The sequence below is a fragment of the Candidatus Odyssella thessalonicensis L13 genome (genome assembly GCF_000190415.1).
GTDB classification, from domain to species: Bacteria; Pseudomonadota; Alphaproteobacteria; order Paracaedibacterales; family Paracaedibacteraceae; genus Paracaedibacter; species Paracaedibacter thessalonicensis.
Window position 1 is genome coordinate 253,178 of record NZ_AEWF01000002.1, and the last position, 24,265, is coordinate 277,442.

The following is a 24,265-nucleotide window of genomic DNA, read 5'->3' on the forward strand; positions in this document are numbered from 1 at the left end:
CAAAAGAGCAAAGTTATGACTAAAGAGAATGCTCATAGAATTGTTGCCCAGAATCGTCGGGCCCGCTTTGATTACTTTATTACCGAAGAAGTAGAGGCGGGAATTGTCTTAACGGGCAGTGAAGTGAAATCTTTGCGCAGCGGACGGGCGAGTATTAATGAGACTTATGCTGGCGAAATGCAGGGGGAGATTTATTTATTTAATGCCAACATCCCTGTCTATGAACAAGCTAATCAATTTAATCATGAACCCAAACGGCCGCGTAAATTGTTGCTTCATAAGCGACAAATGAATAAATGGATCGGTGCCATCCAGCGGAAAGGTATGACGTTGGTGGCATTGTCTATTTACTTTAATGCTAGAGGCCGCGCCAAAGTCGCCTTAGGACTCGCCAAAGGTAAGAATACAGTCGATAAACGCCAAACCATTAAAGAACGTGATTGGAATCGGGATAAAGCTCGTATCCTTCGCGGAGATTAAAGTTACTTATGCGAATTGTACGCCATATTCTGACGATCAGCGGCTTTACTTTCCTTAGCCGAATCTTCGGCTTAATTCGAGAAATTATGCTGTCCCATATCTTAGGCGCAAGCTTGATTACCGATGCCTTTTTTGTTGCTTTTAAATTTCCGAATTTTTTTCGACGAATCTTTGCCGAAGGCGCCTTTAATGCTGCCTTTGTTCCTATGTTTTCTCGCAAAGTTGTCAGTGAAGGGCAAGCAGAGGCTAAAGTCTTTGCCGAGCAAGTCTTTTCATTAATGTTAACCTTCTTGACGATATTTGTTATCCTAGTGGTTACCTTTACTCCAACAATTATCCATATTCTAGCTCCTGGATTTGCTACCACTCCGCAACGGTTAGAACTTGCTATTCATTTTACGCGAATTACCTTCCCTTATATTCTTTTCATTTCCCTGGCAGCTCATTTATCAGGCATACTCAACTCTTTTGACCGTTTTGCCGCTGCCGCCGGTGTCCCCATCCTTCTCAATATTATCATGATAGCGGCTCTTGTTATTTGTCCTGTCTTTGAATTGCCGGTGGGCACAGGCTTATCGATTGCGGTGGCTATCGCTGGTGTGGTCCAGCTGGCTTGGCTATATTGGGCTTGTATGGCGATGGATTTTCGGATCAGAATCCGTAAGCCCCAGTTAACGCCGGCCATTAAAGAGTTATTACGCCTCATGCTACCCGGTGCCATTGGGGCAGGCGCCATGAATATTAATCTTTTTCTAGATACTGTTCTAGCCTCGTTTTTGCCCGAAAAGTCAGTGTCCTATATTTTTTACGCTGATCGCTTAAATCAGCTGCCTTTATCTATTTTAGGAATCGCGATTGGGACAGCACTATTACCGCTATTGTCGCGGCAACTGAAGGCAGGCGAGTATGAACAGGCCAGTCGCAATAAACTTTTAGCAACAGAGGTGGCCCTGCAACTAACAATCCCGGCAGCAGCAGGCCTCTTTATCTTAAGCTATCCGTTGATCAATCTTATTTACGGTATGCCTAAAGCCGATAGTCAAGCGACAGCAGCTGCCTTAGCTGCCTTTTCTATCGGTATTCCAGCTTATGTTTTAAATAAAGTTTTTGTTACCAGCTTCTTTGCGCGTCAAGATACCGCAACTCCCGTCAAGATCGCTGTCGGTTGTATTATTTTCAATTTTCTTTTAAACCTAGCCTTAATGCGGCTATTAGGCCATGTTGCCTTAGCATTATCAACTTCTCTCGCAGCCTGGGTTAATGTGGCAGCCTTGTATTACTTTCTCAGGAAAAGGCAGTGGTTTATCATACCCATAGAGATGATAATAAAATGTTTGAAAATTAGCCTTGTTACACTGGTAATGGCTGCTCTTTTATGGGCTCTGGGACAGGATTATGATCCGCAACAGCTGTCCATTGGTCAAGAGTTGGTCTCCGTCCTAGGACGGGTCATGATTGGCTTGTTTGCTTATTTAAGTCTTGGCGTTATCCTTAAAGTTATTGATTTTACAAAGATCAGGGCAGCTTTAAAGGTGTAAGAGGAAGGGTAAAGTTCTCTATAACATCTGTCTATGCTAATTAACAAACTTGACTTTTAAGAACTGTGATGTCATGTTCTTAGTACATAAAGGTTCTAATTTTCAGCAATATCAGGTTGTCAGTGAATAAAGATTTTTTTCTGAAAAATCTCAATGCTTTATTTTTTTTAACAGATCTACCTGCATGCCTTCAGCTGCCTTATCTTAAGAACGTCTACCTCAGGGACAGAGCCAATGGATAACAATAAAAATGAGTCTCAACTTCCCTCTATTCCAAAAGCTATTTGGGGAATTGGTCTTGCGGTCTTTTTTGTCAATTTATCATCCGTGATGGTACGTAGTATCTCTGCCATTTATATGAAAACAATTTTAGGGGCGGGCTTAGGTCTTATTGGAACGATTGAAGGTATTGTCGAGATGCTATCCTTTCTCATGAAAATGATGTCAGGGGTATTTAGCGATTATCTTCGTCGTCGTAAGTTTATTATTGTTCTTGGGTACACTTTTATGTTCCTAAGCCGGCCTTTAATTGCCGCTTTTGGTAATATGCAGGCTGTATTAGCCGCCCGTATTCTTGATCGTTTAGGGAACGGCATTCAAGCCTCCCCCCGTGACGCCTTAGTGGGAGACTTAGCGCCACCATCTATTCGAGGGGCGTGCTATGGTTTAAGGATAAGTGTGGGAACAGCCGGGTCCTTTGCTGGTGCTCTTTTCGCTTTAGGATTGATGTATTTGCATAACGAAAACTTTCTAATGGTTTTCTGGCTAGCAGCAATACCGGCGTTAATATCAGTTCTGATTATGGTTTTCTTTATCAAAGAGCCTGAGCAAAATTTGAAGCCAGCAGACCGTAAGCCGCGTCATCCCATTCATTTGGAGGATATTCCACGTTTAGGGCGGGCCTATTGGCTATTAATGATTGTTGTGGGCGTCTTTATGGTTGCCCAGCTGGGAGAGCCGATTATGGTGCTCCATGCCCATGAAAATTTTCAGCTATCTGCAACCTATATACCGCTTATCCTGATCGTTTATAATTCTACCTACTGTTCAGTTTCTTATCCTGCAGGAAAGATGTCTGATAAGTTAGGGCGCGTCACTATGCTAGTTATTGGTTTTTGCTGTCTATTAGCAGGAGATCTATTCCTAAGTGCGGCAAGTAATCTGTGGATGGTGTTTGTGGGGATTGCTTTGTGTGGGGCCCAGATGGCAATTACTCAGAGCATTTTTATGTCTCTCATTGTGGACACGGTACCAGAGGACTTGCGCGGCACTGGGTTTGGAATTTTTTATTTAATCTGTGCTGTTTCAGTTTTTGTTTCCAATACGGGCGCTGGGTTCATTGCCGAGCATATGGGCGAGCGATATGCTTTTATTGCTTCCTTTATTATTGCCACCTTGGCACTAGCTATCCTCCTGTTGATCTCGAAAAGGATTTCCCCTACTAAAGATAAATTGCCGGCATCTGCCTAACCTGCCATGCTTGATATATAGAATTTAAATATGATCTATTTGAAGCTATGTATCGATGCTATATGGTGCTCTTTTTATGCTCTCTTATAATAAAGGAGAGCGCAGCCGCTCAAAGATTTATCGCTGGCTATCGCTTCTCACGTCTCAGTAAACAAGAAATTGTCTACCTATCAGATTATCTAACGCAGATAGAATCTGTCTCCCATAAGCTATTGTCCGAGGAGCAAGTTAAATATCTGGTGCGCGAGTTTGATAGTGGCTCATTGCGACCCTTAGATCCCCACCAAACGTTAACAACACGTAAAAGATTTCAACGGCAACGCTTACTTGTGGCCTCTGACTGGAGTTATTATACGCAGCAACGGATTCCTTTGGCTTTAAGGGAAACCGGAGAAGGGGGCTGGGATTTACACCATATTATTTTTATTCGATTAAATGGTCAAAATGAATGGTGGAACATTATTCCCTTACTTCGCGGCGAACATCACAAAGTTATCCATGGTCGTGAGCAGCCGGGAGAGCTGCTGCACCGTCATTTGGCCGCTCGTTTGCCACGCTGTAATAATCCTGAGCTTGATTGATTAATGGAAGCATCTGCTTCTTCGGAAAGAGAAGATTCTACTTTTTGAGACGTGGTGATATATTCTTTGATCTCTGCCGATTGCGTTGCAGCCGTTAAGTTTTCTTGCTGGATACGGTCATGGATCTCTTTTCTTAAGATGCGCCGTGTATTAGGGTAATCAAAACTTAGTTTGACAATATTTCCCCTGATTTCTGATACTGTTAAAGTGATCTGATCATCAATAATAATTGATTCACCAATTTTACGCGTTAAAAACAACATTCTGAACCTCTGGTTCCCAGTAATTAGCCTTAAACAGCCATATTTACTAAATTTAAACATATTTTTAGCAAAAATTTAACTTAATTATTGGATCCTGATTATGTAAGGAGAGAATTCATGGCAATTCAAGGAAATGTACTCAACCAGCTGGTTAATAAAATGTCGTGGAATATTGCGCGTAATCAACGTTTAAATAGCAATATTGCAAACTTTGATGTGCCGGACTATAAGCGTGTTGACATCCAGCCTTTTACGAAATCTCTTCGCCATAATAATGCGGGCTCACCTAATAGCGTCCATATAAAAGAGATCGCTACCCCAGCATTTGAAATGTCTCGTGAAACAGAAATGTTACAGTTAACAGAAAACGTTGCCAATTATCAAACCAACCTTAATTTGTTTAAGAAGTATTTAGGATTGATGAAAACGGTACTCGGTAGGGCAGGTTAAGAATGATAAATGATACATCCAGTTTAAATCAGTCCCTTAAATCGTCAGCAGCTGGCTTATCGGCCCAGAGTAAAAGATTGTTGGTTATATCGCAAAATATTGCCAATGCTGACTCAAAAGCTGCTGCACCGGGAATGGAACCTTATCGCCGTAAAACCATAGCTTTAGGCGCAGAGAATGATTTAAGAACAGGAACATCCGTTGTCAAAGTAAAACGCATTGGTCGCGATCCATCAGCATTTAAGGAGGTATATGCCCCTCAAGATCCCGTTGCTGATGAACGGGGCTACGTTCAGATGCCAAACGTTAATCCTTTGGTAGAAATGGTTGATATGCAAGAAGCAAGTCTAAGTCACAGAGCAAATCTTCAAGCCTATGAGAAATCCCTCAAGATGATGGAAGATACCATTGGGTTGCTGAGGAATTAGGAGAATAAATTATGTCAATGATGGGCACCAGTTCGGTATTTAGCCAGTATAAAAAGATTGCTGCTATGACTGGAGCAGATAAAAAGGTTCAGGCTCCAGCTTTTAATGAACTTTTAGCGCAATCGTTAAAAGAGGCCAGTCATGCTGTCAAAGCTAATGAGCACATGGCAAAGCAGCAAGTTGTTGATCAAGTTGATCTGACAAAACTTACTACAGATACAGCTAAGCTTGATGTCATGATCTCGACGGTCACGGCTTTAAGAGATAAAGTGATCAATGCCATCCAAGAGCTGCAAAAAATGCCAATTTAAAGTGTTGTCATTTTAAACATATGCCACAGTGACCTTGCAGTCATTATTGATTTTTGCTCAGCTCTTAATAGAGTAAAGGATGCTACTAATTTAGAATATTGAGTGACTATGCCCCATGAACAGAAGGGACCTACAATGGATAAAATTTAATTATGATTAGCAATTAACACGCCTGAAGAAACAAGTTTTTACTTAGCAGCCGTTGATGCAGAAATAGCAAAATATGGTGGTAGACTATTTATAACCTGATGCCAGCCCGCTAATATTACCGGTCGCTTCTAGGCTTGGTTCTGGGTTGCACTGCTAAGCCATCGAGCTATCTGGTAAGCAGAGGCTATTAACTTAGTGATGCATTTATATTCGTCTAACCTTAGCAGAGCAAAGCCGAACAACCACACGTGGTTAAAGATAGGCTGCTAAATTGGTAAGCATAATTGTATGTTGATCTAAATCCAAAATAGAGACTAGTTTACGCTACTCCATAAAATTAGGGGAATTTCTTAAGAATCGGCAGCGACAGTGATAAAAAAAGACCCTTCACATAATACTAAAGAGAAGAGGCTTCATATTATCTTCTTATTTGCTTGAGAAGCCAGGGCGAATGCTCACTAATTTCTTGTTTCTTAAATAGATACAGTCTCTTAATAGTTGAAGAAGACCATTCTTGATTTTCTCTAAAATTACCAACTGTTTGTCTAAAGATTTAAGTGATGAGCGGCATTGATCGAGAGCTTTCTTATATAATACTTTTTCGCTTAAGTAGTGAATGAGCTTTTTAGGCCTAACCTCGGTTATCTCTCGCAGGGAAATCTCCATAAGAGATGGCTTAATACTTTCAGCAGAAATTCCATCCCTTTTTACTTCCTTAAGAATTTCCTGTTGCTGCGTCTCTGTGTCCTTAGAACTTGTCTCTTTAATGACTTGGATTAGCTTATCAAGTTTTACAATTTTAGCTTTGAAATCCTTAAGGGCTTTCTTCTCCACTTCTATCGCTTTTCTAATTTTTTTATGGACGTATTTGTAATTCTCCGGACTTGATAATAGTTCCTGATCTAAGAGTTTATATAATAGATCACCACCGCTAACAGCCTCTTTACCTATACAAGCCAAACTGTATAGAAAAGGGTATATCCTAAAGAAGGAGGACCCGTTAGGAGAGGCGTGCAAATAGTTTTTGGGCACATTTTTAAAAGAGACCATAAATCCAGACTCATTAAAAGATTTAATCACTCTCAATACCGCAATGCTGAAATCTACTAATGATTGATGAAAAGCTGCTTGGTCTGGATTATCTATCCTGCCTACCCCAAAACCAGGCCTATTAAGCTCAGCTTTCAGCCCATTTTTGGCAATAAAATACTCGGCCAACCCAGTTAGATGATTAATATCTTTTAAAAATTGATGCCCATTAGACCCTCCTCGATCTTGTAGAGGACCAAGTATATTACACAGCCCCTTATTGGCCTTAGGGGTATTGCTCTGGACGTAATATCCTACTGCTTCTTTAAGATCAAGCTTTACACCATAGCCATTATGGTAAAACAGACCGAGATAATACTGTGCGCGTACATGGTCCTGGTCAGCTGCTTGTTGATACCATGAAACAGCTTCTTTAAGATTTACCTCTACACTAAGGCCCTTATGATAAAACTTGCCCATTCTGTATTGTGCATCGGAGTGACTCTTCTCAGCTGCTCTGTGATACCATAGGATAGCTTTATCTAAGTTTTGGGCAACCAGATTGCCTTCTTGATAAGCTTTAGCTAAGTCTATTTGAGCTTGAAGATTGCCAGCTGTTGCTTGCAGGAGAAGTGTTTTAAATTTGCTTTTTTCTGTGCCAAGGTGTGCTTTCATAATAAGCCTATTTCCCTCAGAAAGATTACCTGGGGCTGCCGCTTCTATCCTGTCCGTGTTAGATTTAAAAAAGTCGGGGTTTTCTGAAATCATTGAGCTATGGGGAAGGGGCGCTGCTTTTGAGCTTTCAGAAGCCTCCATTACTATTCCGGGCTGTATGAAAATAGAAGAAACGACTGCCCTACTCATCATTCTTCTTATTATTTTTATCATGGAGCCCCTTTAGAATTTACAGAATAGATTATTCAGATTTTGTATATTAATATTTAAGTGTAAAAGCAAGGTTATAATTTCGCTTATAAGTACTTCTAGTGCTGCTTCTTTTATCTATAAGAAATAAGACCAGCTCTGGAAGGCTTTTATTAGGCTTTTTAAAGAGGAGGCTTTCTGCCTGCGAGACTTATTTAGAGTAATTAGCGGCTTATTTTATGAAGCAAGGGCGTATAAAATATCTTAAGATCTCACCTAGTTAACCTTATTATTTAATGTAATTTTAAATTAATTGCGCTTGATTGTGGAGTTTTACCAGTGAATCACTTAACTCAAGTAGGGCCGATTCTCATTCTCTCTGTCCCAATGATTTGTTGCTGGTTTTTGCGGTGCGGTGTGGCAGGTTGGGTCGCTATTTTAAGCTTCCTTATCCTATCTCAAGCAAAATATATTAATGGTGGGGCGGTGTTAACGATAACAAGTATAGCGGCCTTAGCGACCCTTTATTACCATCTATTGGAAGGTCTGCCCAAATTGATAGTTGGTATACTGTTGAGTATACTCTGTTTTTGGTGCTATGTGCATTGGATGCCTGGATTTGGCAACTATATTATCGCTGATCATATTCATCTAAGTCCCCGATCTTCGGCTTGCACAATTTACGTTAACATGGATAAAGCCTGCATTGCTCTCATTCTGCTTCTATTTATAGGAGGGCTCAATCAATCGATGCAGCAGTGGTTGATAACCTTTAAATTTATACCGTTGTCCCTAGGGATCATTTGTTTGATTTTAATCGGCAGTGCTTATGCGGCCAACTATATTGCCTTTGATCCTAAACTACCGACTCTCTTATGGTGGTGGATCCCGCTTAATCTTCTATTTGTTTGTGTGGCCGAGGAAGTATTTTATCGAGGATTCATCCAAACTGAACTTGCTGAAGCCTTCAAATCTTTTTCCGGTGGGGCTTACTTAGCTATTTTAATTTCTGCCGTAATCTTTGGGGCAGCCCATTACACGGGTGGCTTTGCCTTTATGCTTCTGTCAACGTTAGCAGGAATCGGCTATGGTTATATTTTCTTTAAAAGCCAGCACCTAGAAACAGCAATCGTTGTGCATTTCCTAGTGAATCTGATCCACCTTGTCTTATTTAGTTATCCATCTTTAAACCAAAAAATAATAATGGCTCCTTAAACTCAGGAGTCTTCAAATGCTAAGGGTAATAGACTAAGGGCGTACAATAAATGCCCTGTAAGAGCCATAAAGTTGTTAATCCTTTGTTGATTGCTTCACTAGACATGCCTAGACTAACCTTAGATATTCATGCGATAATAACATTAAAAGAAGATATTTGTTGAGGTCACTATGGATCTGGGAACACGTTTGTTTACTTGGTGGCGTGGTCAATTTATTGGTGAAGATGAATTTGGCAACCGCTATTATCAGGATAAAAAAAAGAATGCACGCGGCATTTATCGGCGCTGGGTTTTGTATAAAGGCGATGTGGAGGCTTCTAAAATACCTGCTGATTGGCATGGATGGATTCACCATATCAACCCTGAACCGCCCCAGCCGCGAAAGCGTTATTACTGGGAAAAGACCCATCACCGCAATCTGACGGGTACCCGTTACGCCTATCGTCCGCAGGGGCTGAAAGATAACGGTTATACCCCTAAAAAAAGCTATCAAGCTTGGTCGCCTGATACTTTATAGATCGTTATTTAGACTCTTCAATCTCTAGGGTGTGGCCGCGGTGGGTTATCATAGCGCAGATGGCGTTAACTGCTTGAGTAATAATATTCTGATCAGTTCCGCGCACCACTAGACTGACACCAAATCGCCCACCTGGCAGAAATGAGGGATAGCTACCAATATCAACCTGCTGAAATTGGTTTTGGATACCTTCTAAATCCTGAGCAATATCATTTTCAAAAACTGAACTTTTGACAGTTTTGCTGTAATAAGGCTGGCCTGTGCGCAGTTTTGGGATCAGAGTGTCAAACATGGCCTGCATAACTTTTGGCACCCCTGCTAAACAGAAAACATTTTCAACTTGAAAGCCGGGCGCGCCACTCACGGGATTGCTAATAAGCTGGGCTCTCTCCGGAACGCGAGCCATCCTCAGTCTGGTTTCATTTATCCGCTCCTGATAATAGTCTCTCAATATCTGCTCAGCCGTTTTGTCGATAATTAGGTCGCGGTTGAAAGCTTTAGCGATACTAGCCGCTGTAATATCATCATGGGTGGCGCCAATGCCTCCAGTTGTAAACAGATAATCATAAGTATTCGCTAACGACTGAGCAGAGTTGATAATCATCGCTTCCAAGTCAGGAATAACTCGGACTTCCTTTAGACAAATGCCAATTGTACTCAGTCTTTTAGCAATAAAATTGATATTGGTATCTTGGGTTCTTCCCGATAGGACTTCATTACCAATGATAAGAATGGCGGCTGTTGGATTCTGCATCGTTAATTCTCGTTATCCTCTATGAAACTAAAATTTGTGCACTTATCATACCGTTAAACTTAGCTGTAAAAGCAATAATTTTGAGTTAATTTTTAACTTGAGCCCTAAAACGCGGAAACTTTCATAAAATCGGCTTTCATTTTGGGGCAAATTTTTAAATTTAAAGTGCTTTCCCGCCCAGATTATCGCAATATAAGCCCTATTAAGGGAGATTGATTCTCCTTTTTGATAATTTTAAGGATAGGCTTTTCAATGAAATTTGCTCACCCCCTTGTAACCGGGAAATTGATCAAAAGGTATAAAAGGTTTCTTACCGACGTTCTATTAGATTCTGGAGAAGAAGTCACAGCCCATTGCACCAGTACAGGGGCGTTGTTAGGGTTGTTGACTGCTGATGCCCCTGTCTGGTTAAGCCCAGCCACGAATCCAGAGCGAAAACTTAAGTATACCTGGGAGATGGTTGAAAGTGAGGGGGTTAAAGTAGGGGTAAATACCTCGCATCCCAATAATCTGGTCGCTGAAGCAATTAAGGATGACATTATCCCCGAGTTAAAAGGGTACAATAAAATGCGACGCGAAGTTAAGTATGGCCAGAACTCACGCATTGATTTGCTATTAGAAGAGGGATCCCAGCCGCCCTGTTATGTCGAAGTTAAGAATGTCCACTTGCGCCGCCAAGGACAAGCTGAGTTCCCTGATGCTGTAACCGAGCGCGGGGCTAAACATTTAAGGGAGATGGCGGAGCTGGTGCAGCAAGGATTACGGGCAGCCATGGTCTATGTGGTGCAACGCGATGATTGTGATGTTTTTGATTTTGCGCGTGATATTGATCCTGTCTATGCGCAAACGGCAGCTTCAGCCTTTGCGGCTGGTGTAGAAGCATATGTTTATGCCTGCGATATGCAAGAACAGGGGATTCGCCTTTATCGGCCACTGCATATAAAGTAAGCTTCTGAAAAATTTTGATTAAAGGTGCGGGGAGGTTAGAGAGCGGCACAGCAGAATAAAGAAGGGAGATCTTTCTTCTCCCTTGTCCATAAAAGTGCTTTAGCGTGCTTCTATTAAAATAGAGGCAGTAAAGCTTTTATCTTCTTTAAGCTGCTTAGAGCAGCGCTATTAATTGGTCGGTAAATTCAACAGCACCGTCGACCCAACTATAGCAATAGACACCGGCTTTATAAGCAGAGATAAAGGGAGCGCTTACTAAGAGCGCAAGCAGATATTTGCACGAATTATTTCTATTTGTCCCATCAATCAGGTAAAGGTTAGACCCAAAAAGCGCATATTTTGCACTCATCACAGGGGTGGCGGCTAAGCCGGCTATTCCTCCAGCCGCGCCGCCAAGAACGATGGCAACACTACCAAAGGTCACCTTAAAGCACGTTTTGGTGATCGTTCTCAGAGAGGACGTATAATGATGCGCCTGAGAAGCATAACCTGGATTACCTATGTTCTCCTCATTCGAGTGATCCGGATAAAAGACTTCAGAAGTAAGAAATATAGCTTCACTAGGATGACGTTTATGTCGCTTTCGCAGCGGAGGATAACTTGACTCTGATTGTAAACATTCCTGCTCTAAAGCTTGAGTCTGCAGATTTCTAATGGTAGCAGTATCAGCAGAGGAAAAGGGGCCAGTTTCTGACGTTTGGCCGGACGCAATGGTAAATGTAAGCAGTGCTAAGTTTAATAATAATTTCATAAATGCTCCTGTTTAAAAACCGATTAGTGATCGAAGCAATAAGCATACTCTTAATAGTCCTCAGTATTTCTCTGCCGCGCGCAGCTTTGAGCAAGAAATATTGGCTACTATATAAAATTTAAATAAAATTAAAAACAAAAGATAGATAATTGTAAGATTGGGGACCTAAGTAAAGGGGGAAGAGTTCTAATCTTTAATTGGGATAAAGGAAAATACAATGTTCAACTGAGATAAGAAAAACTCTGCCGTTAACGGCAGAGTATAAAGGAGATCAGAGTCTCTCCTAGCTAATCTGTGAGAGCTTATAAAAATGCCAGGGCTTATCCGTTGTGACGCTTTCGCAATTGGTCGAGAACATCTGGATTAACGGTCGGCTTTTGCGTAGCCGATCTAGGCGAACTTAAGTCGGATCGGGGAGATTTAGGCGAAGTCGCGGTGCTCTTAAATATCGAAGAACTTGAGCCATCAGTTGAGTTTTGGCCCCTAATTTGGCTTTTTGTGCCACTAGATTCGGAAGCTGCTCGGCGACGACTTGGTGAAGTGGTCACGCTTGGAACAGGAGTCGCTGTCTCTTTTGAGCCACTTCGGATTAAAAGTCGGCTGAAGAAACCGCCCTTAGGAGGGCTTTTTGGACTGTCGAGCGCTGTAACGGCGTCTGTTTTATTGGGCCCGTCTAGAGAAGACATTAATCGCGGCGAGCTGGGTGTCCGTTGAATATTATTTCGATCAGGCAGAGAACTTATTAATTTGTCGGGTTTTGGGCTATCCTTACTTGCTGTACGTCGTCCAAAGATGGCAGATTTGGATTTTTTTGGTGAGCCTGTATCTTTCAAATCTGAGGAGCTCTTAGTCCTGGCTTTATCCCACATGTTCTGTTTAGAGCTAGCGATAATGTCACTGCCACTAGCAGGAGCCTTGGCTATTCTTGCCGGACGAGTTCTTGAAGCCGAAGTTGAAGCATGGGAAATCGCTGGCCTGGAAAGGGATAGAGCTGTGTTCTGAGGAGTTAAGCTCACCACTTGGATAATTAAAGTTTTTTCAGGAAATTCCGCATCAGGATCCAGGTCAACACACTTAACCTTAACATACTTAACGCCATGGGCGCCAATATCAATAGATCCAGGGGCAAAGAAATACTTCATTGTATCCTTAATGTAAGTATCAATTGAGGCAGCGGAGCTGCAAACCAAAGATATAGCAAACCCTTGTACGGTGGTTGAGAAGCGTTCTCCGCCGGCCCGGGCAACGATAGTTTGGTTCTGACTAAAGTGCAAATCCTGAGTAATGAGCCGTTCTATGCTCTGTTTTGCAATCTCAATTTCTTGGCTTGGACGCAGTTGGCCGGTTAAAATATCTATAATATCGGTGGCGACTTCTTTCACGGTTGTTTCTTCATTTATGGAGAGCTGTGACGAAGGCGGTGTTCCAACCGGAGTAATTGAAGGGTTCTCATTTTTTAAAGAGTGTAGTGTAGGTATTGCCATTTTTGTAGAAGCGGGCTCATTTCTATTAAAGGAATGTGTAGGAGCATCACCGGCAAACGTTACAGTGCTAATCAGTAAGATGGTTAAAAATCGAGGTATTTGGTTCATGAATGTTTTTGCTCTTTTATTAATTGGATACATTTTATTATATATAAAGGTTTATGCCACCTAAAATATATAGATTTCTTAGTTAGATAACTATTTTTGTTACAGCAAATAAATGCTTGGATTTAGTATAAAAATACTTAATTATTTTATTTTTATAGTATAAAATTCTGCTGAACTTTCAGTTTTCTAATTTCATTGTATCCTATATTAAGCTGGAGTAAAAGGTGAGAATAAAAAGAATACTCATTTATAAGAGGAACGATAGCTGCTTAAAATATAAATGCTAAAAAACCTAGTTATTTGTCTCAGCAACCGACCTCAAATCATGCCTTTAGGGATAACCTGAGTCTTTATAAAGCAAGGGCCCATGCTATTACTGCCCATTCTTAAGGAGTCTTATCGAGTTCTTAAAGCTTGCTCAGCAATTAAGAGCTGTTTTTCTATTTCTTGGCGACTAATCGCGATACCGTGATCATCAAAATCGGTGATCAGTTTTCGAATGATATCTTCATCACCTGGCTCTTCTAGGTCAGCTATAATAACGTCGCGAATGTATCGTTTAGCGTCTTCACCGTGATAGCCAAAAATTCCTGCCGCCCATTTTGCCACCATTTGATCACGTTTGGCGAGAAGCTCAAACTCATTGCGCTCTTTTTGGGCAATGCGTAACTCTTCTTCTCTTTCATGGATGGTGTTAAGATGAACGGTTGTCATGTTTGCCCCTCACTCTCATAAAATGTTTTAGCACCCTTAAGATTAAGCATAAGCTTCAGATCTTAAAAAAGTGTTAAACAAGGCAGAAGAGGAAGTCAGGAAAGTTTAGCGTGAGGAGATAAGGTCAAACTGATGTGGATTGAATAATTGATAATGCCACCATTCAGTAGGATATAAATCCCAGCCAGCACTCATCATAATCCCCAGCAAAGTATAACGGTTTTGAGCTGCAGTTCTGCTTAAAGAGATGGCACCATGATGGGAGGCAGGCTCAAAACTATCAAAAGCTGTGCCCATATCCAATTCTTGGCCATCTGGAGTTATTAAAGTTAAGTCGACCGCAATGCCACGGGTGTGGTTAGAGCCCCGCTCAGGCGGCGTTATGTAATCGGGATTAGGGCAGACTTGCCAAAGCCGTTCTTGCGCATATTGCGGACGATATGCATCCAGAATCTTGAATCTCAATCCCAGCTGGGCGGCAAGGTCGATCGCTTTCTCTAGATGGTACAAAGCTTCTGGCCACAAAAAGCAACGCTGGCAATCATAGATTTGCTTGCCAGTGAAATTATTCATTGTTGCATATCTCATATCAAGAATTATATTATGAGAAGCTTCTGTAATTTCTATAAGTGACATGAAAGATCCTGTTATGACTTTTCAAGGCCAACCTAACATAATCCTCAGTTTTGATACAACAGGGAATCAAGATTCTATTGCTGTTTCAATTGCAGGCAAAGTTGAGGTGAAGTGCTTGCCTCAAGGGGGAAGTGGCGTCCAGTCCGTTATTCTAGTGCCAGAGATGGCGGCTTTGTTGCAAAAATATGGTTATAAACTTCGGGATGTGGATCTGATTTGTGTGCTGACAGGACCGGGATCATTTACCGGGATTCGTCTGGGGCTGGCAACCGCCCAAGGCTTGCAGATTGCGACTAATTGCCGCGTTTTTGCCCCCAATCTACTCGATTTGCTTTTATCGATGATGCCGGATGCCGTAGCCGCTGTTGATTCTAAGCGGAATGACTATTTCGTGAAAATGGACAATAAAGTTCAAGTTATGGAATGGGAGCAGCTTCATCACCTTTCACAATGCCGGACAATTATTACCGCCGAGGTTGTTCCAGGTATTAAGAGTATAGTCCCTCAAGCACCGCTTGCCAGTGAGTTAATAGCATATCATGCACGCCTGCCTGAGGCTTCGCTGGCGGTAAGCTTAGAACCTTACTATCTTCGTAATCCTGACTTTGCAAAAAAGAAAACATTCATGCAGATACAGCTAGAGGATAAGCCATGATTGCTATCGATAGCACGGCTGCGCCGGAGCTAGCGCAGATCCACTTAGAAAGTGTTGACCCCGCTTGGTCTGAAGACTCTTTTCAGGCGTTATTGCAATTACCCGTTGTCTATGGATTTAGGGATCAAGACTTTGCGTGTTTCGTTTTGTTTTCAATAATTGCTGATGAAGGGGAAATTTTAACTTTTGCCACTCGACCTCAATTTCGGCGTCAAGGTCGCGGTAAAAAACTTCTCCAAGACTGTTTTAATTATTTTTTTAAACAAAAAGTCGAAAAATTTTTTTTAGAGGTAAATGAAAATAATTTTGCTGCTATTCAGCTTTATGAGCAATTAGATTTCAAAAAATATGGCCGTAGAGAAAGTTATTATATTAATTCTCAAGGAGAAACTGCTACTGCAATTCTTATGAGTCGAGGACGTGTAAAATAAAATATTGACAAATATGATTAAAGAAGATTTGATTGCATTGACTTAGAGCAGTTTCACTGCTTATAATTTTCAACTTTATTATTTATGGGAAATAACATGTCCACAACAGTACATGCAGAGCTCCATTCAGACGCTCGTGATATACTTGAATTTACTACCGCCATTGTTGCCGCACATTTGTCAACAAAGGAAACCGAAGCTTTAGAGATTCCTGAATTAATTAAAACTGTTTATGCAGCTCTTGTTGGATTAACCACAGAAGGCAGCCGCCAACCGCAAATGGCAACCACCGCTCCTGCAGTTCCCATAGAAGAATCTGTGCAACCCGATTATATCGTTTGCCTAGAAGATGGGCGCCAATTGCAAGTGCTTAAGCGTCATTTGAAGACAGCTTTTGGCATGACAATTGAGGAGTATAAAAAGCGCTGGGGGCTTCCTGCAGATTATCCTACCGTTGCTCCTAACTATTCAAAACGCCGCAGCAGCATTGCTAAAGATACCGGATTGGGTAATACCCCTAAAAAGCGTAAGCCTTCCTTAATGTCTGCCGCATAAGCGTATGCCTAATCAAGTACAATCTCGGGTTGAACAGCTATGCCTTCAAAAAGGCTTAAGAATGACCGAACAACGTCGTGTCATAGCCCGAGTATTGTCCTACTCTAATGATCATCCAGATGTGGCTCAGCTTTTAATTCGCTGTCAAGCTATTGATGCTAATATTAGTTTAGCAACAGTCTACAGGACTGTGCGCTTACTAGAAGAGGCCGGGATTATAGAGCGCCACGAATTTATGGATGGTCGTTCACGATATGAAGAAATATCAGAAGAACACCATGATCATCTTATCGATATCTATACAGGAAAAGTTATTGAGTTCTGTAGCAGCGAGATAGAAGCGCTGCAACGTAAAATTGCGGCCGCCTATGGATATGAACTTGTTGATCATCGTCTTGAATTATATGCAATTCCAATTAAAGAAGAGAAAAAATAATTATGCAAAAGTTATTCATTAAGACATACGGTTGTCAAATGAACGTCTATGACTCTGAACGGATTGCAGATACTCTCTCGCCCATGGGATTTACCTTAACAGAGAATCCAGACGATGCCGATTTAGCAATTTTGAATACCTGCCATATTCGCGAAAAGGCTGAACAGAAAATGTATTCTGATCTGGGCCGGTTGCGCGATCGTCGTGATGAGCGACGTCAAGAAAATGAGGATATGATTATTGCTGTTGGAGGGTGTGTCGCCCAAGCGGAAGGCGCTGAGATTATGCGTCAGGCTCCTTATGTTGATATTGTTTTCGGTCCGCAAGCCTATCATCGCCTTCCAGAAATGGTCGCCCGTGCCAAAAGAGCTAAAGATGCCAAGGAAGGAAAAATCGGAAGAGGGGTCGGAGTTGTTGATACTGATTTTCCAATAGAAAGTAAGTTTGACACCTTACCTCAAACAGAAGTCAGCCGAGCAGCAGCTTTTCTGACCATTCAAGAAGGATGTGATAAATTCTGTACTTATTGTGTGGTGCCTTATACCCGTGGGGCCGAATTTTCCCGCCCCGTGGCTGATGTTATAGAGGAAGCAAAGCATCTAGCACGCTTGGGTGCAAAAGAAATCACCCTATTAGGGCAAAATGTTAATGCCTATCATGGTCTTCCCCCGGTAGGGCACAGCGAATGGGGGCTGGGGCGCCTGATTCGTGAAATAGCGGAAGTTGAGGGAATTGAAAGAATTCGTTATACAACCTCTCACCCCAGCGATATGGATCAAGATTTAATAGACGCTCATCGGGATGTGCCGCAATTGATGCCTTATTTGCATTTGCCCGTTCAGGCCGGATCTAACCGCGTCTTAGAAGCCATGAACCGTAAACATACACGTGAAAGCTATTTAGAAATACTTGAGAAATTACGCCAAGCCCGTCCTGATATAGCTTTGTCATCAGATTTTATTGTTGGTTTTCCAGGTGAATCAGAAAAAGACTTTGAGCAAACTTTGGACCTAGTACGCCAAGTCCGATATGCCCAAGCTTATTCTTTTAAATACAGTATTCGGCCTGGTACGCCCGCTGGCTTGATGGAGCTTCAGTTGCCCGAGGACGTTAAGTCAGACAGACTACAACAGCTGCAAGCTGTATTGAATGAGCATCAATTGGCCTTCAATCAGGCTAGTGTTGGTAAAGTAATGAAAGTATTAATGGAACGTAAAGGTCGTTATGATGGTCAGCTCACGGGCCGTACGCCTTATATGCAATCCATAACTATTGAGGGAAATGAGCGCTTGCTAGGCCAGATAGTTGACGTAGTCATAGATTCGGGTCATGCTAATGGGGTAAGGGGGAGTGTTCGTCTGGTCTCATAATAATGTAATCAGGTAGAATGACTCTTCTGAAGCTTTATAATGGACGAGGATTGATTGAGTAAAGAAAACCAGCACAAGCTGCATTTAGAGTTTTCTGATAACACATTGTTATCAGCTCTGGTAGGGCCCCATGACCGTCATTTAAGCCGCATAGAGCAGCGTCTCGGCGTCTCTGTTGCCTTAAGAGGCAATAACATTGTGATCACTGGCTCAGAACCAGAAGCCTCCTATGCGAAGGCCGCAATTCGATATCTATATTCTCAGCTTGTAAAAGGATTTTCCGTAGATACGGAAGAAGTCGAGTCGGCCGTGCGGATGGCAACGGCGACTGCGTCATTGTCTGCTGAGAGCTCACAGAGCGGTAATCAAGATGAGATGTCAATTGCGACAAAACGGCGGATGGTATTCCCGAGATCAAACCACCAAGCCGAGTATATGCAAGCCTTAAAAGCCCATGATCTGGTCTTTGGTTTAGGGCCGGCAGGAACAGGAAAAACCTATCTGGCGGTAGCTGTCGGTGTTTCAATGCTTTTATCCGGTATGGTCGAAAGAATTGTTCTTTCCCGACCTGCTGTAGAAGCCGGTGAACGCCTGGGTTTCTTGCCGGGAGATATGCGCGAAAAAGTTGATCCTTATTTGCGGCCGCTTTATGATGCTCTTCATGATATGTTGCCGGGCGATCAAGTGCAGAAGCGCCTGGCTAATGGTGAAATTGAAGTGGCCCCTCTTGCTTTTATGCGGGGAAGAACGCTTTCAAATGCGTTTGTTATCCTTGACGAAGCGCAAAATACGACGTCGGCACAAATGAAAATGTTTCTAACTCGTCTCGGACCAAACTCACGTATGGTTATTACGGGTGATTTAACTCAGATAGATTTGCCGGGTGGCATCACTTCAGGTTTATGGGAAGCTGTGCGCATCCTAAAAAATGTCGAAGGTATAAAATTTATTGAATTTGATGAAAAAGATGTGGTAAGACATCATTTAGTCTCAAGCATTGTGAAAGCTTATGCTAGTGATGTTATGCACAATACCTCATCCCATGTTAAATCACATGAACGATCAAAGTAGCCATTCTCATATTTGTCACATTATTATAGACGCTGCATCATGGAAGGCAAAGACTACAGATTGGGAGCCGTATATTGCTCATTTGGCGCAAGCTGTACTTGATGAGTTTGACTGGCCGCGCCCCGTCGAAGTTAATATCAAGCTTACCGACAATGCAGAAATCCAGGAGCTGAACCGCCAGTATCGGGGGAAAGATAAACCGACAAATGTTCTTTCTTTTCCGGCGCTGGATGATATCAGTTCAAAATTAATGCCCCCAGATCTACCTTTAATTCTAGGAGACATAGCCCTTGCTTATGAGACGATTGAGCAAGAAGCAATTGACCAAAACAAGGTATTTGATCATCACGTGAGCCACCTTGTCGTTCACGGTTTACTACATCTAATAGGATATGATCATGAAACTGACGCAGAAGCAGAAGCGATGGAATCCTTAGAGATTGACATTTTAAAGAAACAATCTATTTCTAACCCATATAAGGAGTAATTATGCCAAGCTCAGCAGAACCTGAAGCGTCGCTATTGAGTCGATTGTGTGGAACAGCCAAAAGATTTCTCAATAGGAAGAAACGAGCTAAAGAAGTTCAAGACCAAACCAATCTTAGAGAGACGCTGGGAGAATTTATTGATGAGCGTCGAGAAGATGGCCATCAACCTATGGCTTCAAGTGAGCGCGAACTCTTAGGTAATCTTGTTAGTTTTACAGAATTAACTGCTGCAGATGTAATGATTCCCCGCGTGGATATTATTGCCATACCAATAGATGTGTCTGAAGATGAATTACTGGCAACATTTATACGCTCCCGGCTACAACGTATACCAGTTTACCGGAATACATTAGATGAAGTTTTAGGGGTAGTTCATGTTCAAGATGTCCTTTCCTGGAAAGCTTCAGGTAAAAAACTAAATCTAAAATCTCTGATGAAAGAGGTGCTTTTCATTTCCCCTGCCATGCGGGCGTTGGATTTAATGATTAAACTGCGTGAAAAATCTTCACGTTTGGCTATTGTTGTAGATGAGCATGGTGGCGTTGACGGCTTAGTGACCTTAACAACCGTTGTTGAAGAGATCGTCGGCGATATTCAAGATGATCAAGATGGTCAAGCCAAAGACCTAGATGCCCGAGAAGATGGAACTATTATAGCAGATGGCCGCCATACCTTAGAAGAACTCGAAGAAACCATGGGGTTAACTCTTATGGTCGAAGATCTTGAAGATGATGTGGAAACCATTGGTGGCTTGGTTTCCTCTATTGCCGGCCATGTTCCTATCCGTGGTGAGCTTATTAAGCATCCGGAGGCTCCTGTCCAATTTGAGGTTATAGATGCAGATCCACGGCGCGTAAAACGCGTAAAGATTCGCCGGGCCGTGTAAACCGCTACTAGCGGGGGCTAGGTGACTTCTCAGAGGTCGTCAGCAGCTCTGGGACCTCAATCATTGCAGAAGCGAAAGAGGCGGTTGGTACGTCTGCATTAATCCTGAGATTATTGTCGAGGGTTTCTGAGTCAATAATATCAGCAGATAATTCGCGCTGGGGTGAGGCGATTAATAGGTGGGAGAGGGTAGGCTTCCACGCAGATGACGAGCGATTAATAGGTGGGAGAGGGTAGGCTTCCACGCAGATGACGAGAGGGAGGCACTTTGAGCTAAGGCTTCACCTATCTTTTTAAAATCGCCCTCTCTTCTCTTAATTTCAGCTTTTGCTGCCTCGAGAAGAGCTTTAAAGTTCTCTGTTGTCGTTAAATCTGTTTTCATATTTCGTACATTTAATTCAGGATTAATTCGGGTATATAAATAGGGCTGTAGGGTGGCTTTGTGGAACTCATTGATGCAGCTATGGGTTACTTGGCCATCAAACATGGTATCAAGGAGCTCAGTTGCCCACTCTTTGATTCCCATCCGTTGATAGGTCTCAAGCCCTTTGGGGTCAATACAATGACCGCAGCCAGACGAAAATAGGATAACATTACCAGGGTGTACTCTAAAATGCTTAGCAGATTTAGCAAGTCCCAACGAGGCTGGATTATTTAATAAAACTCCTGCATCCGCAACAATCTTATCCATAATCTTAATGGGTGCAAAAATAGTTTCAGCGGCAACACAGCCTCGTAAAACCTGACACAGAAAAGCATTTTTATCTTCACTGAATTGTTGGTTGACTGAAGAATAAGTAATTATCTTACGCTTAGGAAGGTCATAAGCTGTCAAGAAAACCGGTAAGTTTAAATCCTTAAGAGTTTTATTGCCAAAAAATTTATTTAGAACCTTTGTCAGATTGGCATCAGAGTATTGGGGACCAGACCATCCAGAAAACCATGAGCCTCCTGAAAATATCTGAGGCCCATCCGATAAATAAAAGGTGGCCAATTCTTCCGGCGTATAATAAGGTGAAGGGATGCTATCCGTATAGAGCATCAGTTCTGAATTAGGGATATCTATTTTTTGATCAGTGGGTTTTTCGATGGCTAATCCGGCCGCAATCAAAGCTCCCGTTGACGTGGCAATAATCATGTCAAATAACTCATGAACAGGTTTGCCGGTAATATGGGTAAGATGAGATAAAAATAAGCAGGTCAAGAATCCCCGGATGCCGCCGCCATCAAGGCTTAGGATTCTAAATTTTCGCTCATGCTCTTCTGTTTGAAGAGACTTAGTAAACTGAGTCGCATAAGAGTAAATTTTTTGAGACATTTTCTTAGCGAGCTGTTGCTGTATAGCAGGTAAATCATGCTCTATTTTAAAAGGAGTCTTAAGCTGGCTAATCAGTTGAGCAATCTGTTCTAAACTGCGAGGATCACTTAAGGTCTTTTCATCAATTTCTAATGTGAGCCGTGCGGGGTGATAGTCAGCTAATGCGGAGGGAGTATCTTGGGCGCTAACTTTTGAACTTCCTCCCATAATAGGGGCCGCCGAAAGGAAACCCATTAATATAATTGAAAAACAGCGTGCAACTCTAGACATAGGCATTTTCTCCCTCCTATGCTGCGATAATAACCTAAGCAATTTTGTTAGATAATTATTAGTGCGCGTTGGTTAAGTTACCATTAATTACTTTACAAAGAATTTATCTAAAATTTTAAGTAATTGTCAAATGATTTTAAGGGTGGCTCTAAAAGTGGAAAGGTTAGATTTCACTCCGCCAGAGGAGAATATATGGAAAAACCAGCAGCATTCCAAGCAAGGATGCCCCCCTCAAGGTTATAGGCCTTCACCTCTGGATAATCTTGATGAAAGAGAAAGCAAGCTTTGGCGCTGCGTTGGCCAGACCTGCATTGAAAGACTATTTTCCGATTATTCTCATGTGGAATATCACTGCTCTGAAACTGGCTTAAAGGCATTAATATGGCTCCTGGAATAGCTGCTTCGTTAAATTCATGCTTCTCACGGACATCAATCAGAAGCACATTCTCTTCCTTTAGCCATTGATCTAAAGTCTGTACATTAATGGTAGGCACAACAGATGACATTATTTACTCCTTACTCATTATGGATGCTTGACAAAGCATAAATATATTTCTTTAATACGACTTACATTTCACTAACTTATCTAAAAGGGGGTTCATCAAAGCCTCTTAGTTTACGTGAATGGAGATCATCAACACCTTTTTGTCTTAAAATACGCATGGTCTCCAGACCCACTTGAAGGTGCTGCTTAACCCGATCTCGATAAAACTGGTTCGCCATGCCTCTTAGTTTCAATTCACCATGTATGGGCTTGTCTGAGACGCATAAGAGTGTTCCATAGGGAACGCGGAAACGGAATCCATTAGCAGCCACAGTCGCTGATTCCATATCAAGCGCAATCGCACGGCTCTGCTTGAATTCCTCATAAAGTTGCTTTGTTCTTAGTTCCCAATTGCGATCATCGGTCGAGATAACCGTTCCGGTTCGCATGCTATGCTTGATATCTCGGCCTTTTTGGTGACAGATCGCTTGAGCTGCTTCCTGAAGTGCGACCTGTACCTCAGCAATAGGAGGAACAGGAACCCATTGGGGCAAATCAAGGTCAAGAACATTATCATCGCGCACATATCCATGCGCTAAAACATAATCCCCTAGAAACTGTGTTTGTCTTAAGCCCGCACAGTGGCCTACCATCAGCCAACAATGAGGTCTTAAGACGGCTAAGTGGTCGGTAATATTTTTAGCATTACTTGGCCCAACGCCAATGTTGATAAAGGTAATTCCCATACCATCGTGACGTTTAAGATGGTAAGCTGGCATCTGCGGTAGGGAAAGATTAGGTGGAAGGTCAGACTCTTTTCGGCATGAGATACCCCCAGGCAAGATGAGGTCAGTATATTCGGCGTCTTCCTGAATAGCCTTTAAGCCAAACTTGATAAATTCGTCGGCATAACGTTGGTAGTTGGTTAAAAGAATAAATCCCTGAAAGTGCTCAGGACTTGTCCCTGTATAATGATGGAGCCGATGCAGCGAATAGTCGACGCGTTCTCCGGTAAAAATGCTGATAGGTTTAATTGAATGCTGTGGTTTATAGGTACAGTTTGCGATGTCATCATCAATATTAGTTAGATTAGGGAGGACAAAGCCTGAATCAATTTGCCACAATTCACTCAGATCAATTGTTTGCGGTGTTTTCGCTTCTGAAAATGTATCAATAGCAAATGGTAGCGGAATTGGCCAAGAGCTATTACCAACATACACAGGAACTTTATGACGTTCAATGAGTAGAGAAATCTGTTCAAGATAATAATTATAAAATATATCCGGCCTTGTTAACGTCCCCCCATAAACGCCGGGTTCACTGACAATGCCGTAGGATAAACGGCCATCTAGGTTAAGATCTTTGCGGTTAACCTTGATGCCAATAAACGGGTAATTAGCCTCAGCAATTTTGGGGAATTTTTCTTCACTATCCGGAGAATTAAGGAAATGAGAGAAAGCTGTCCGAATTTTGTCAATATTTGTATCATATATTTCTTTAATATACCTTAAGGCAGCTTCTGCATCGGTAAAAGTTTGCAAGTTGCTGACAGCATAAAAAGGTAAATGGCTCTGATGGAGTTTGTCCAGCACTAGCAGTTCCAGTTATA

At 42.1% G+C, this 24,265-nt stretch carries 28 protein-coding genes; 18 read left to right on the forward strand and 10 right to left on the reverse strand.

Annotation, left to right across the window (positions count from 1 at the left end; translation table 11 throughout):
- The first annotated feature begins 15 nt into the window (after positions 1–15).
- The 4 genes from smpB (at position 16) to HMO_RS0104660 (ending at position 4,069) form a co-directional block, all read left to right on the forward strand.
- A complete protein-coding gene (gene smpB, locus HMO_RS0104645) occupies positions 16–480 on the forward strand; it encodes an SsrA-binding protein SmpB (protein WP_010299272.1) in 465 nt (154 codons plus the stop codon).
- Between the two features lie 8 nt (positions 481–488).
- Entirely contained in the window at positions 489–2,018 is a 1,530-nt protein-coding gene (murJ, locus tag HMO_RS0104650) for a murein biosynthesis integral membrane protein MurJ (protein ID WP_010299276.1), read from the forward strand.
- 234 nt (positions 2,019–2,252) lie between these two features.
- On the forward strand, positions 2,253–3,488 hold the full coding sequence (locus HMO_RS13785; protein ID WP_010299280.1) for an MFS transporter: 1,236 nt from the start codon (positions 2,253–2,255) through the stop codon (positions 3,486–3,488).
- Positions 3,489–3,535: 47 nt separating this feature from the next.
- Positions 3,536–4,069 (forward strand): HNH endonuclease signature motif containing protein, encoded by a 534-nt coding sequence (locus HMO_RS0104660; RefSeq protein ID WP_139016830.1) that lies wholly within the window; start codon positions 3,536–3,538, stop codon positions 4,067–4,069.
- On the opposite strand, the gene HMO_RS16065 is transcribed toward HMO_RS0104660, so the two are convergent.
- The gene (locus HMO_RS16065; protein WP_010299287.1) at positions 4,021–4,332 is read right to left on the reverse strand and encodes a carbon storage regulator; all 312 of its coding nucleotides are present in this window, start codon (positions 4,330–4,332) and stop codon (positions 4,021–4,023) included. The two genes, HMO_RS0104660 and HMO_RS16065, sit on opposite strands and share 49 nt — an antisense overlap.
- Before the next feature lie 117 nt (positions 4,333–4,449).
- On the opposite strand from HMO_RS16065, the gene HMO_RS0104670 reads away from it, so the two are divergent.
- Genes HMO_RS0104670 through fliE form a run of 3 tightly spaced genes read left to right on the forward strand, consistent with a single transcriptional unit; the run spans position 4,450 to position 5,521 of the window.
- A complete protein-coding gene (locus HMO_RS0104670; protein WP_010299290.1) occupies positions 4,450–4,782 on the forward strand; it encodes a flagellar basal body rod protein FlgB in 333 nt (110 codons plus the stop codon).
- Between the two features lie 2 nt (positions 4,783–4,784).
- The gene (gene flgC / locus HMO_RS0104675) at positions 4,785–5,210 is read left to right on the forward strand and encodes a flagellar basal body rod protein FlgC (RefSeq protein WP_010299292.1); all 426 of its coding nucleotides are present in this window, start codon (positions 4,785–4,787) and stop codon (positions 5,208–5,210) included.
- A gap of 11 nt (positions 5,211–5,221) precedes the next feature.
- Positions 5,222–5,521: a flagellar hook-basal body complex protein FliE gene (gene fliE, locus HMO_RS0104680; RefSeq protein WP_010299295.1), complete on the forward strand. Its 300-nt coding sequence runs from the start codon at positions 5,222–5,224 to the stop codon at positions 5,519–5,521.
- Between the two features lie 576 nt (positions 5,522–6,097).
- Here the strand turns inward: fliE and HMO_RS15470 are convergent.
- The gene (locus HMO_RS15470; protein WP_083821242.1) at positions 6,098–7,588 is read right to left on the reverse strand and encodes a tetratricopeptide repeat protein; all 1,491 of its coding nucleotides are present in this window, start codon (positions 7,586–7,588) and stop codon (positions 6,098–6,100) included.
- A gap of 315 nt (positions 7,589–7,903) precedes the next feature.
- On the opposite strand from HMO_RS15470, the gene HMO_RS13800 reads away from it, so the two are divergent.
- Together HMO_RS13800 and HMO_RS0104695 are read left to right on the forward strand one after the other, a co-directional pair.
- Positions 7,904–8,779, forward strand: a complete 876-nt coding sequence (locus tag HMO_RS13800; RefSeq protein WP_010299301.1) for a CPBP family intramembrane glutamic endopeptidase — start codon at positions 7,904–7,906, stop codon at positions 8,777–8,779.
- Between the two features lie 171 nt (positions 8,780–8,950).
- Positions 8,951–9,298, forward strand: a complete 348-nt coding sequence (locus HMO_RS0104695; protein WP_010299304.1) for an NADH-ubiquinone oxidoreductase subunit NDUFA12 family protein — start codon at positions 8,951–8,953, stop codon at positions 9,296–9,298.
- Positions 9,299–9,302: 4 nt separating this feature from the next.
- Here the strand turns inward: HMO_RS0104695 and HMO_RS13805 are convergent, their stop codons facing one another.
- Positions 9,303–10,052 carry a competence/damage-inducible protein A gene (locus tag HMO_RS13805; protein WP_010299307.1) on the reverse strand — a complete coding sequence of 250 codons (750 nt, stop codon included), beginning with the start codon at positions 10,050–10,052 and terminating at the stop codon, positions 9,303–9,305.
- A 252-nt stretch (positions 10,053–10,304) separates the two neighbouring features.
- Here HMO_RS13805 and sfsA point away from each other — a divergent pair, with 252 nt between their 5' ends.
- Positions 10,305–11,000 carry a DNA/RNA nuclease SfsA gene (sfsA, locus tag HMO_RS0104705; RefSeq protein ID WP_010299309.1) on the forward strand — a complete coding sequence of 232 codons (696 nt, stop codon included), beginning with the start codon at positions 10,305–10,307 and terminating at the stop codon, positions 10,998–11,000.
- A 154-nt stretch (positions 11,001–11,154) separates the two neighbouring features.
- Here the strand turns inward: sfsA and HMO_RS0104710 are convergent, their stop codons facing one another.
- From HMO_RS0104710 to ddpX, 4 genes are all read right to left on the reverse strand, one after another.
- Complete coding sequence (locus tag HMO_RS0104710) at positions 11,155–11,751, reverse strand: hypothetical protein (RefSeq protein WP_010299312.1); 597 nt, start codon at positions 11,749–11,751, stop codon at positions 11,155–11,157.
- Positions 11,752–12,071: 320 nt separating this feature from the next.
- The gene (locus HMO_RS0104715) at positions 12,072–13,343 is read right to left on the reverse strand and encodes a hypothetical protein (protein ID WP_029448426.1); all 1,272 of its coding nucleotides are present in this window, start codon (positions 13,341–13,343) and stop codon (positions 12,072–12,074) included.
- Positions 13,344–13,739: 396 nt separating this feature from the next.
- Positions 13,740–14,057, reverse strand: a complete 318-nt coding sequence (locus HMO_RS0104720) for an ATPase inhibitor subunit zeta (protein ID WP_010299321.1) — start codon at positions 14,055–14,057, stop codon at positions 13,740–13,742.
- Between the two features lie 105 nt (positions 14,058–14,162).
- Complete coding sequence (ddpX, locus tag HMO_RS0104725; protein ID WP_010299324.1) at positions 14,163–14,693, reverse strand: D-alanyl-D-alanine dipeptidase; 531 nt, start codon at positions 14,691–14,693, stop codon at positions 14,163–14,165.
- Positions 14,694–14,706: 13 nt separating this feature from the next.
- Here ddpX and tsaB point away from each other — a divergent pair, with 13 nt between their 5' ends.
- The 8 genes from tsaB (at position 14,707) to HMO_RS0104765 (ending at position 20,585) form a co-directional block, all read left to right on the forward strand.
- Positions 14,707–15,348, forward strand: a complete 642-nt coding sequence (gene tsaB / locus HMO_RS15475; RefSeq protein WP_100070056.1) for a tRNA (adenosine(37)-N6)-threonylcarbamoyltransferase complex dimerization subunit type 1 TsaB — start codon at positions 14,707–14,709, stop codon at positions 15,346–15,348.
- Positions 15,345–15,779, forward strand: a complete 435-nt coding sequence (locus HMO_RS13815; RefSeq protein WP_010299333.1) for a GNAT family N-acetyltransferase — start codon at positions 15,345–15,347, stop codon at positions 15,777–15,779. Before tsaB ends, HMO_RS13815 begins: the two co-directional genes overlap by 4 nt.
- Before the next feature lie 96 nt (positions 15,780–15,875).
- Positions 15,876–16,334 carry a Ros/MucR family transcriptional regulator gene (locus HMO_RS0104740; RefSeq protein WP_010299336.1) on the forward strand — a complete coding sequence of 153 codons (459 nt, stop codon included), beginning with the start codon at positions 15,876–15,878 and terminating at the stop codon, positions 16,332–16,334.
- Positions 16,335–16,338: 4 nt separating this feature from the next.
- Positions 16,339–16,770 (forward strand): Fur family transcriptional regulator, encoded by a 432-nt coding sequence (locus tag HMO_RS0104745; RefSeq protein ID WP_010299338.1) that lies wholly within the window; start codon positions 16,339–16,341, stop codon positions 16,768–16,770.
- Between the two features lie 2 nt (positions 16,771–16,772).
- Positions 16,773–18,140, forward strand: a complete 1,368-nt coding sequence (gene miaB / locus HMO_RS0104750; protein ID WP_010299341.1) for a tRNA (N6-isopentenyl adenosine(37)-C2)-methylthiotransferase MiaB — start codon at positions 16,773–16,775, stop codon at positions 18,138–18,140.
- A 54-nt stretch (positions 18,141–18,194) separates the two neighbouring features.
- The gene (locus HMO_RS0104755) at positions 18,195–19,211 is read left to right on the forward strand and encodes a PhoH family protein (protein ID WP_010299344.1); all 1,017 of its coding nucleotides are present in this window, start codon (positions 18,195–18,197) and stop codon (positions 19,209–19,211) included.
- The gene (gene ybeY, locus HMO_RS0104760) at positions 19,195–19,698 is read left to right on the forward strand and encodes an rRNA maturation RNase YbeY (protein ID WP_010299347.1); all 504 of its coding nucleotides are present in this window, start codon (positions 19,195–19,197) and stop codon (positions 19,696–19,698) included. Before HMO_RS0104755 ends, ybeY begins: the two co-directional genes overlap by 17 nt.
- A gap of 2 nt (positions 19,699–19,700) precedes the next feature.
- Positions 19,701–20,585, forward strand: coding sequence for a hemolysin family protein (locus HMO_RS0104765; protein ID WP_010299350.1), 885 nt, complete (start codon positions 19,701–19,703; stop codon positions 20,583–20,585).
- A gap of 171 nt (positions 20,586–20,756) precedes the next feature.
- Here the strand turns inward: HMO_RS0104765 and HMO_RS0104770 are convergent, their stop codons facing one another.
- The 3 genes from HMO_RS0104770 to HMO_RS0104780 form a co-directional block, all read right to left on the reverse strand.
- Positions 20,757–22,178, reverse strand: a complete 1,422-nt coding sequence (locus HMO_RS0104770) for a patatin-like phospholipase family protein (RefSeq protein WP_029448436.1) — start codon at positions 22,176–22,178, stop codon at positions 20,757–20,759.
- Between the two features lie 164 nt (positions 22,179–22,342).
- Positions 22,343–22,678: a rhodanese-like domain-containing protein gene (locus HMO_RS13820; RefSeq protein ID WP_010299358.1), complete on the reverse strand. Its 336-nt coding sequence runs from the start codon at positions 22,676–22,678 to the stop codon at positions 22,343–22,345.
- A 76-nt stretch (positions 22,679–22,754) separates the two neighbouring features.
- The gene (locus HMO_RS0104780) at positions 22,755–24,248 is read right to left on the reverse strand and encodes an AMP nucleosidase (protein ID WP_010299361.1); all 1,494 of its coding nucleotides are present in this window, start codon (positions 24,246–24,248) and stop codon (positions 22,755–22,757) included.
- Positions 24,249–24,265 lie beyond the last annotated feature (17 nt).

What these genes read in the sequence shown, in the direction of transcription:
- HMO_RS0104715 (WP_029448426.1), bottom strand. Translation starts at nt 13,343, where the DNA reads ATGAACCAAATACCTCGATTTTTAACCATCTTACTGATTAGCACTGTA.
- HMO_RS13815 (WP_010299333.1), top strand. Translation starts at nt 15,345, where the DNA reads ATGATTGCTATCGATAGCACGGCTGCGCCGGAGCTAGCGCAGATCCAC.
- HMO_RS0104765 (WP_010299350.1), top strand. Translation starts at nt 19,701, where the DNA reads ATGCCAAGCTCAGCAGAACCTGAAGCGTCGCTATTGAGTCGATTGTGT.
- fliE (WP_010299295.1), top strand. Translation starts at nt 5,222, where the DNA reads ATGTCAATGATGGGCACCAGTTCGGTATTTAGCCAGTATAAAAAGATT.
- HMO_RS15470 (WP_083821242.1), bottom strand. Translation starts at nt 7,588, where the DNA reads ATGATAAAAATAATAAGAAGAATGATGAGTAGGGCAGTCGTTTCTTCT.
- HMO_RS16065 (WP_010299287.1), bottom strand. Translation starts at nt 4,332, where the DNA reads ATGTTGTTTTTAACGCGTAAAATTGGTGAATCAATTATTATTGATGAT.
- smpB (WP_010299272.1), top strand. Translation starts at nt 16, where the DNA reads ATGACTAAAGAGAATGCTCATAGAATTGTTGCCCAGAATCGTCGGGCC.
- HMO_RS0104745 (WP_010299338.1), top strand. Translation starts at nt 16,339, where the DNA reads ATGCCTAATCAAGTACAATCTCGGGTTGAACAGCTATGCCTTCAAAAA.
- HMO_RS13785 (WP_010299280.1), top strand. Translation starts at nt 2,253, where the DNA reads ATGGATAACAATAAAAATGAGTCTCAACTTCCCTCTATTCCAAAAGCT.
- flgC (WP_010299292.1), top strand. Translation starts at nt 4,785, where the DNA reads ATGATAAATGATACATCCAGTTTAAATCAGTCCCTTAAATCGTCAGCA.
- HMO_RS0104710 (WP_010299312.1), bottom strand. Translation starts at nt 11,751, where the DNA reads ATGAAATTATTATTAAACTTAGCACTGCTTACATTTACCATTGCGTCC.
- miaB (WP_010299341.1), top strand. Translation starts at nt 16,773, where the DNA reads ATGCAAAAGTTATTCATTAAGACATACGGTTGTCAAATGAACGTCTAT.
- HMO_RS0104720 (WP_010299321.1), bottom strand. Translation starts at nt 14,057, where the DNA reads ATGACAACCGTTCATCTTAACACCATCCATGAAAGAGAAGAAGAGTTA.
- sfsA (WP_010299309.1), top strand. Translation starts at nt 10,305, where the DNA reads ATGAAATTTGCTCACCCCCTTGTAACCGGGAAATTGATCAAAAGGTAT.
- HMO_RS0104695 (WP_010299304.1), top strand. Translation starts at nt 8,951, where the DNA reads ATGGATCTGGGAACACGTTTGTTTACTTGGTGGCGTGGTCAATTTATT.
- HMO_RS0104740 (WP_010299336.1), top strand. Translation starts at nt 15,876, where the DNA reads ATGTCCACAACAGTACATGCAGAGCTCCATTCAGACGCTCGTGATATA.
- HMO_RS0104660 (WP_139016830.1), top strand. Translation starts at nt 3,536, where the DNA reads ATGTATCGATGCTATATGGTGCTCTTTTTATGCTCTCTTATAATAAAG.
- tsaB (WP_100070056.1), top strand. Translation starts at nt 14,707, where the DNA reads ATGACTTTTCAAGGCCAACCTAACATAATCCTCAGTTTTGATACAACA.
- HMO_RS13820 (WP_010299358.1), bottom strand. Translation starts at nt 22,678, where the DNA reads ATGTCATCTGTTGTGCCTACCATTAATGTACAGACTTTAGATCAATGG.
- HMO_RS0104770 (WP_029448436.1), bottom strand. Translation starts at nt 22,178, where the DNA reads ATGCCTATGTCTAGAGTTGCACGCTGTTTTTCAATTATATTAATGGGT.
- murJ (WP_010299276.1), top strand. Translation starts at nt 489, where the DNA reads ATGCGAATTGTACGCCATATTCTGACGATCAGCGGCTTTACTTTCCTT.
- HMO_RS13805 (WP_010299307.1), bottom strand. Translation starts at nt 10,052, where the DNA reads ATGCAGAATCCAACAGCCGCCATTCTTATCATTGGTAATGAAGTCCTA.
- ddpX (WP_010299324.1), bottom strand. Translation starts at nt 14,693, where the DNA reads ATGTCACTTATAGAAATTACAGAAGCTTCTCATAATATAATTCTTGAT.
- HMO_RS0104670 (WP_010299290.1), top strand. Translation starts at nt 4,450, where the DNA reads ATGGCAATTCAAGGAAATGTACTCAACCAGCTGGTTAATAAAATGTCG.
- ybeY (WP_010299347.1), top strand. Translation starts at nt 19,195, where the DNA reads ATGAACGATCAAAGTAGCCATTCTCATATTTGTCACATTATTATAGAC.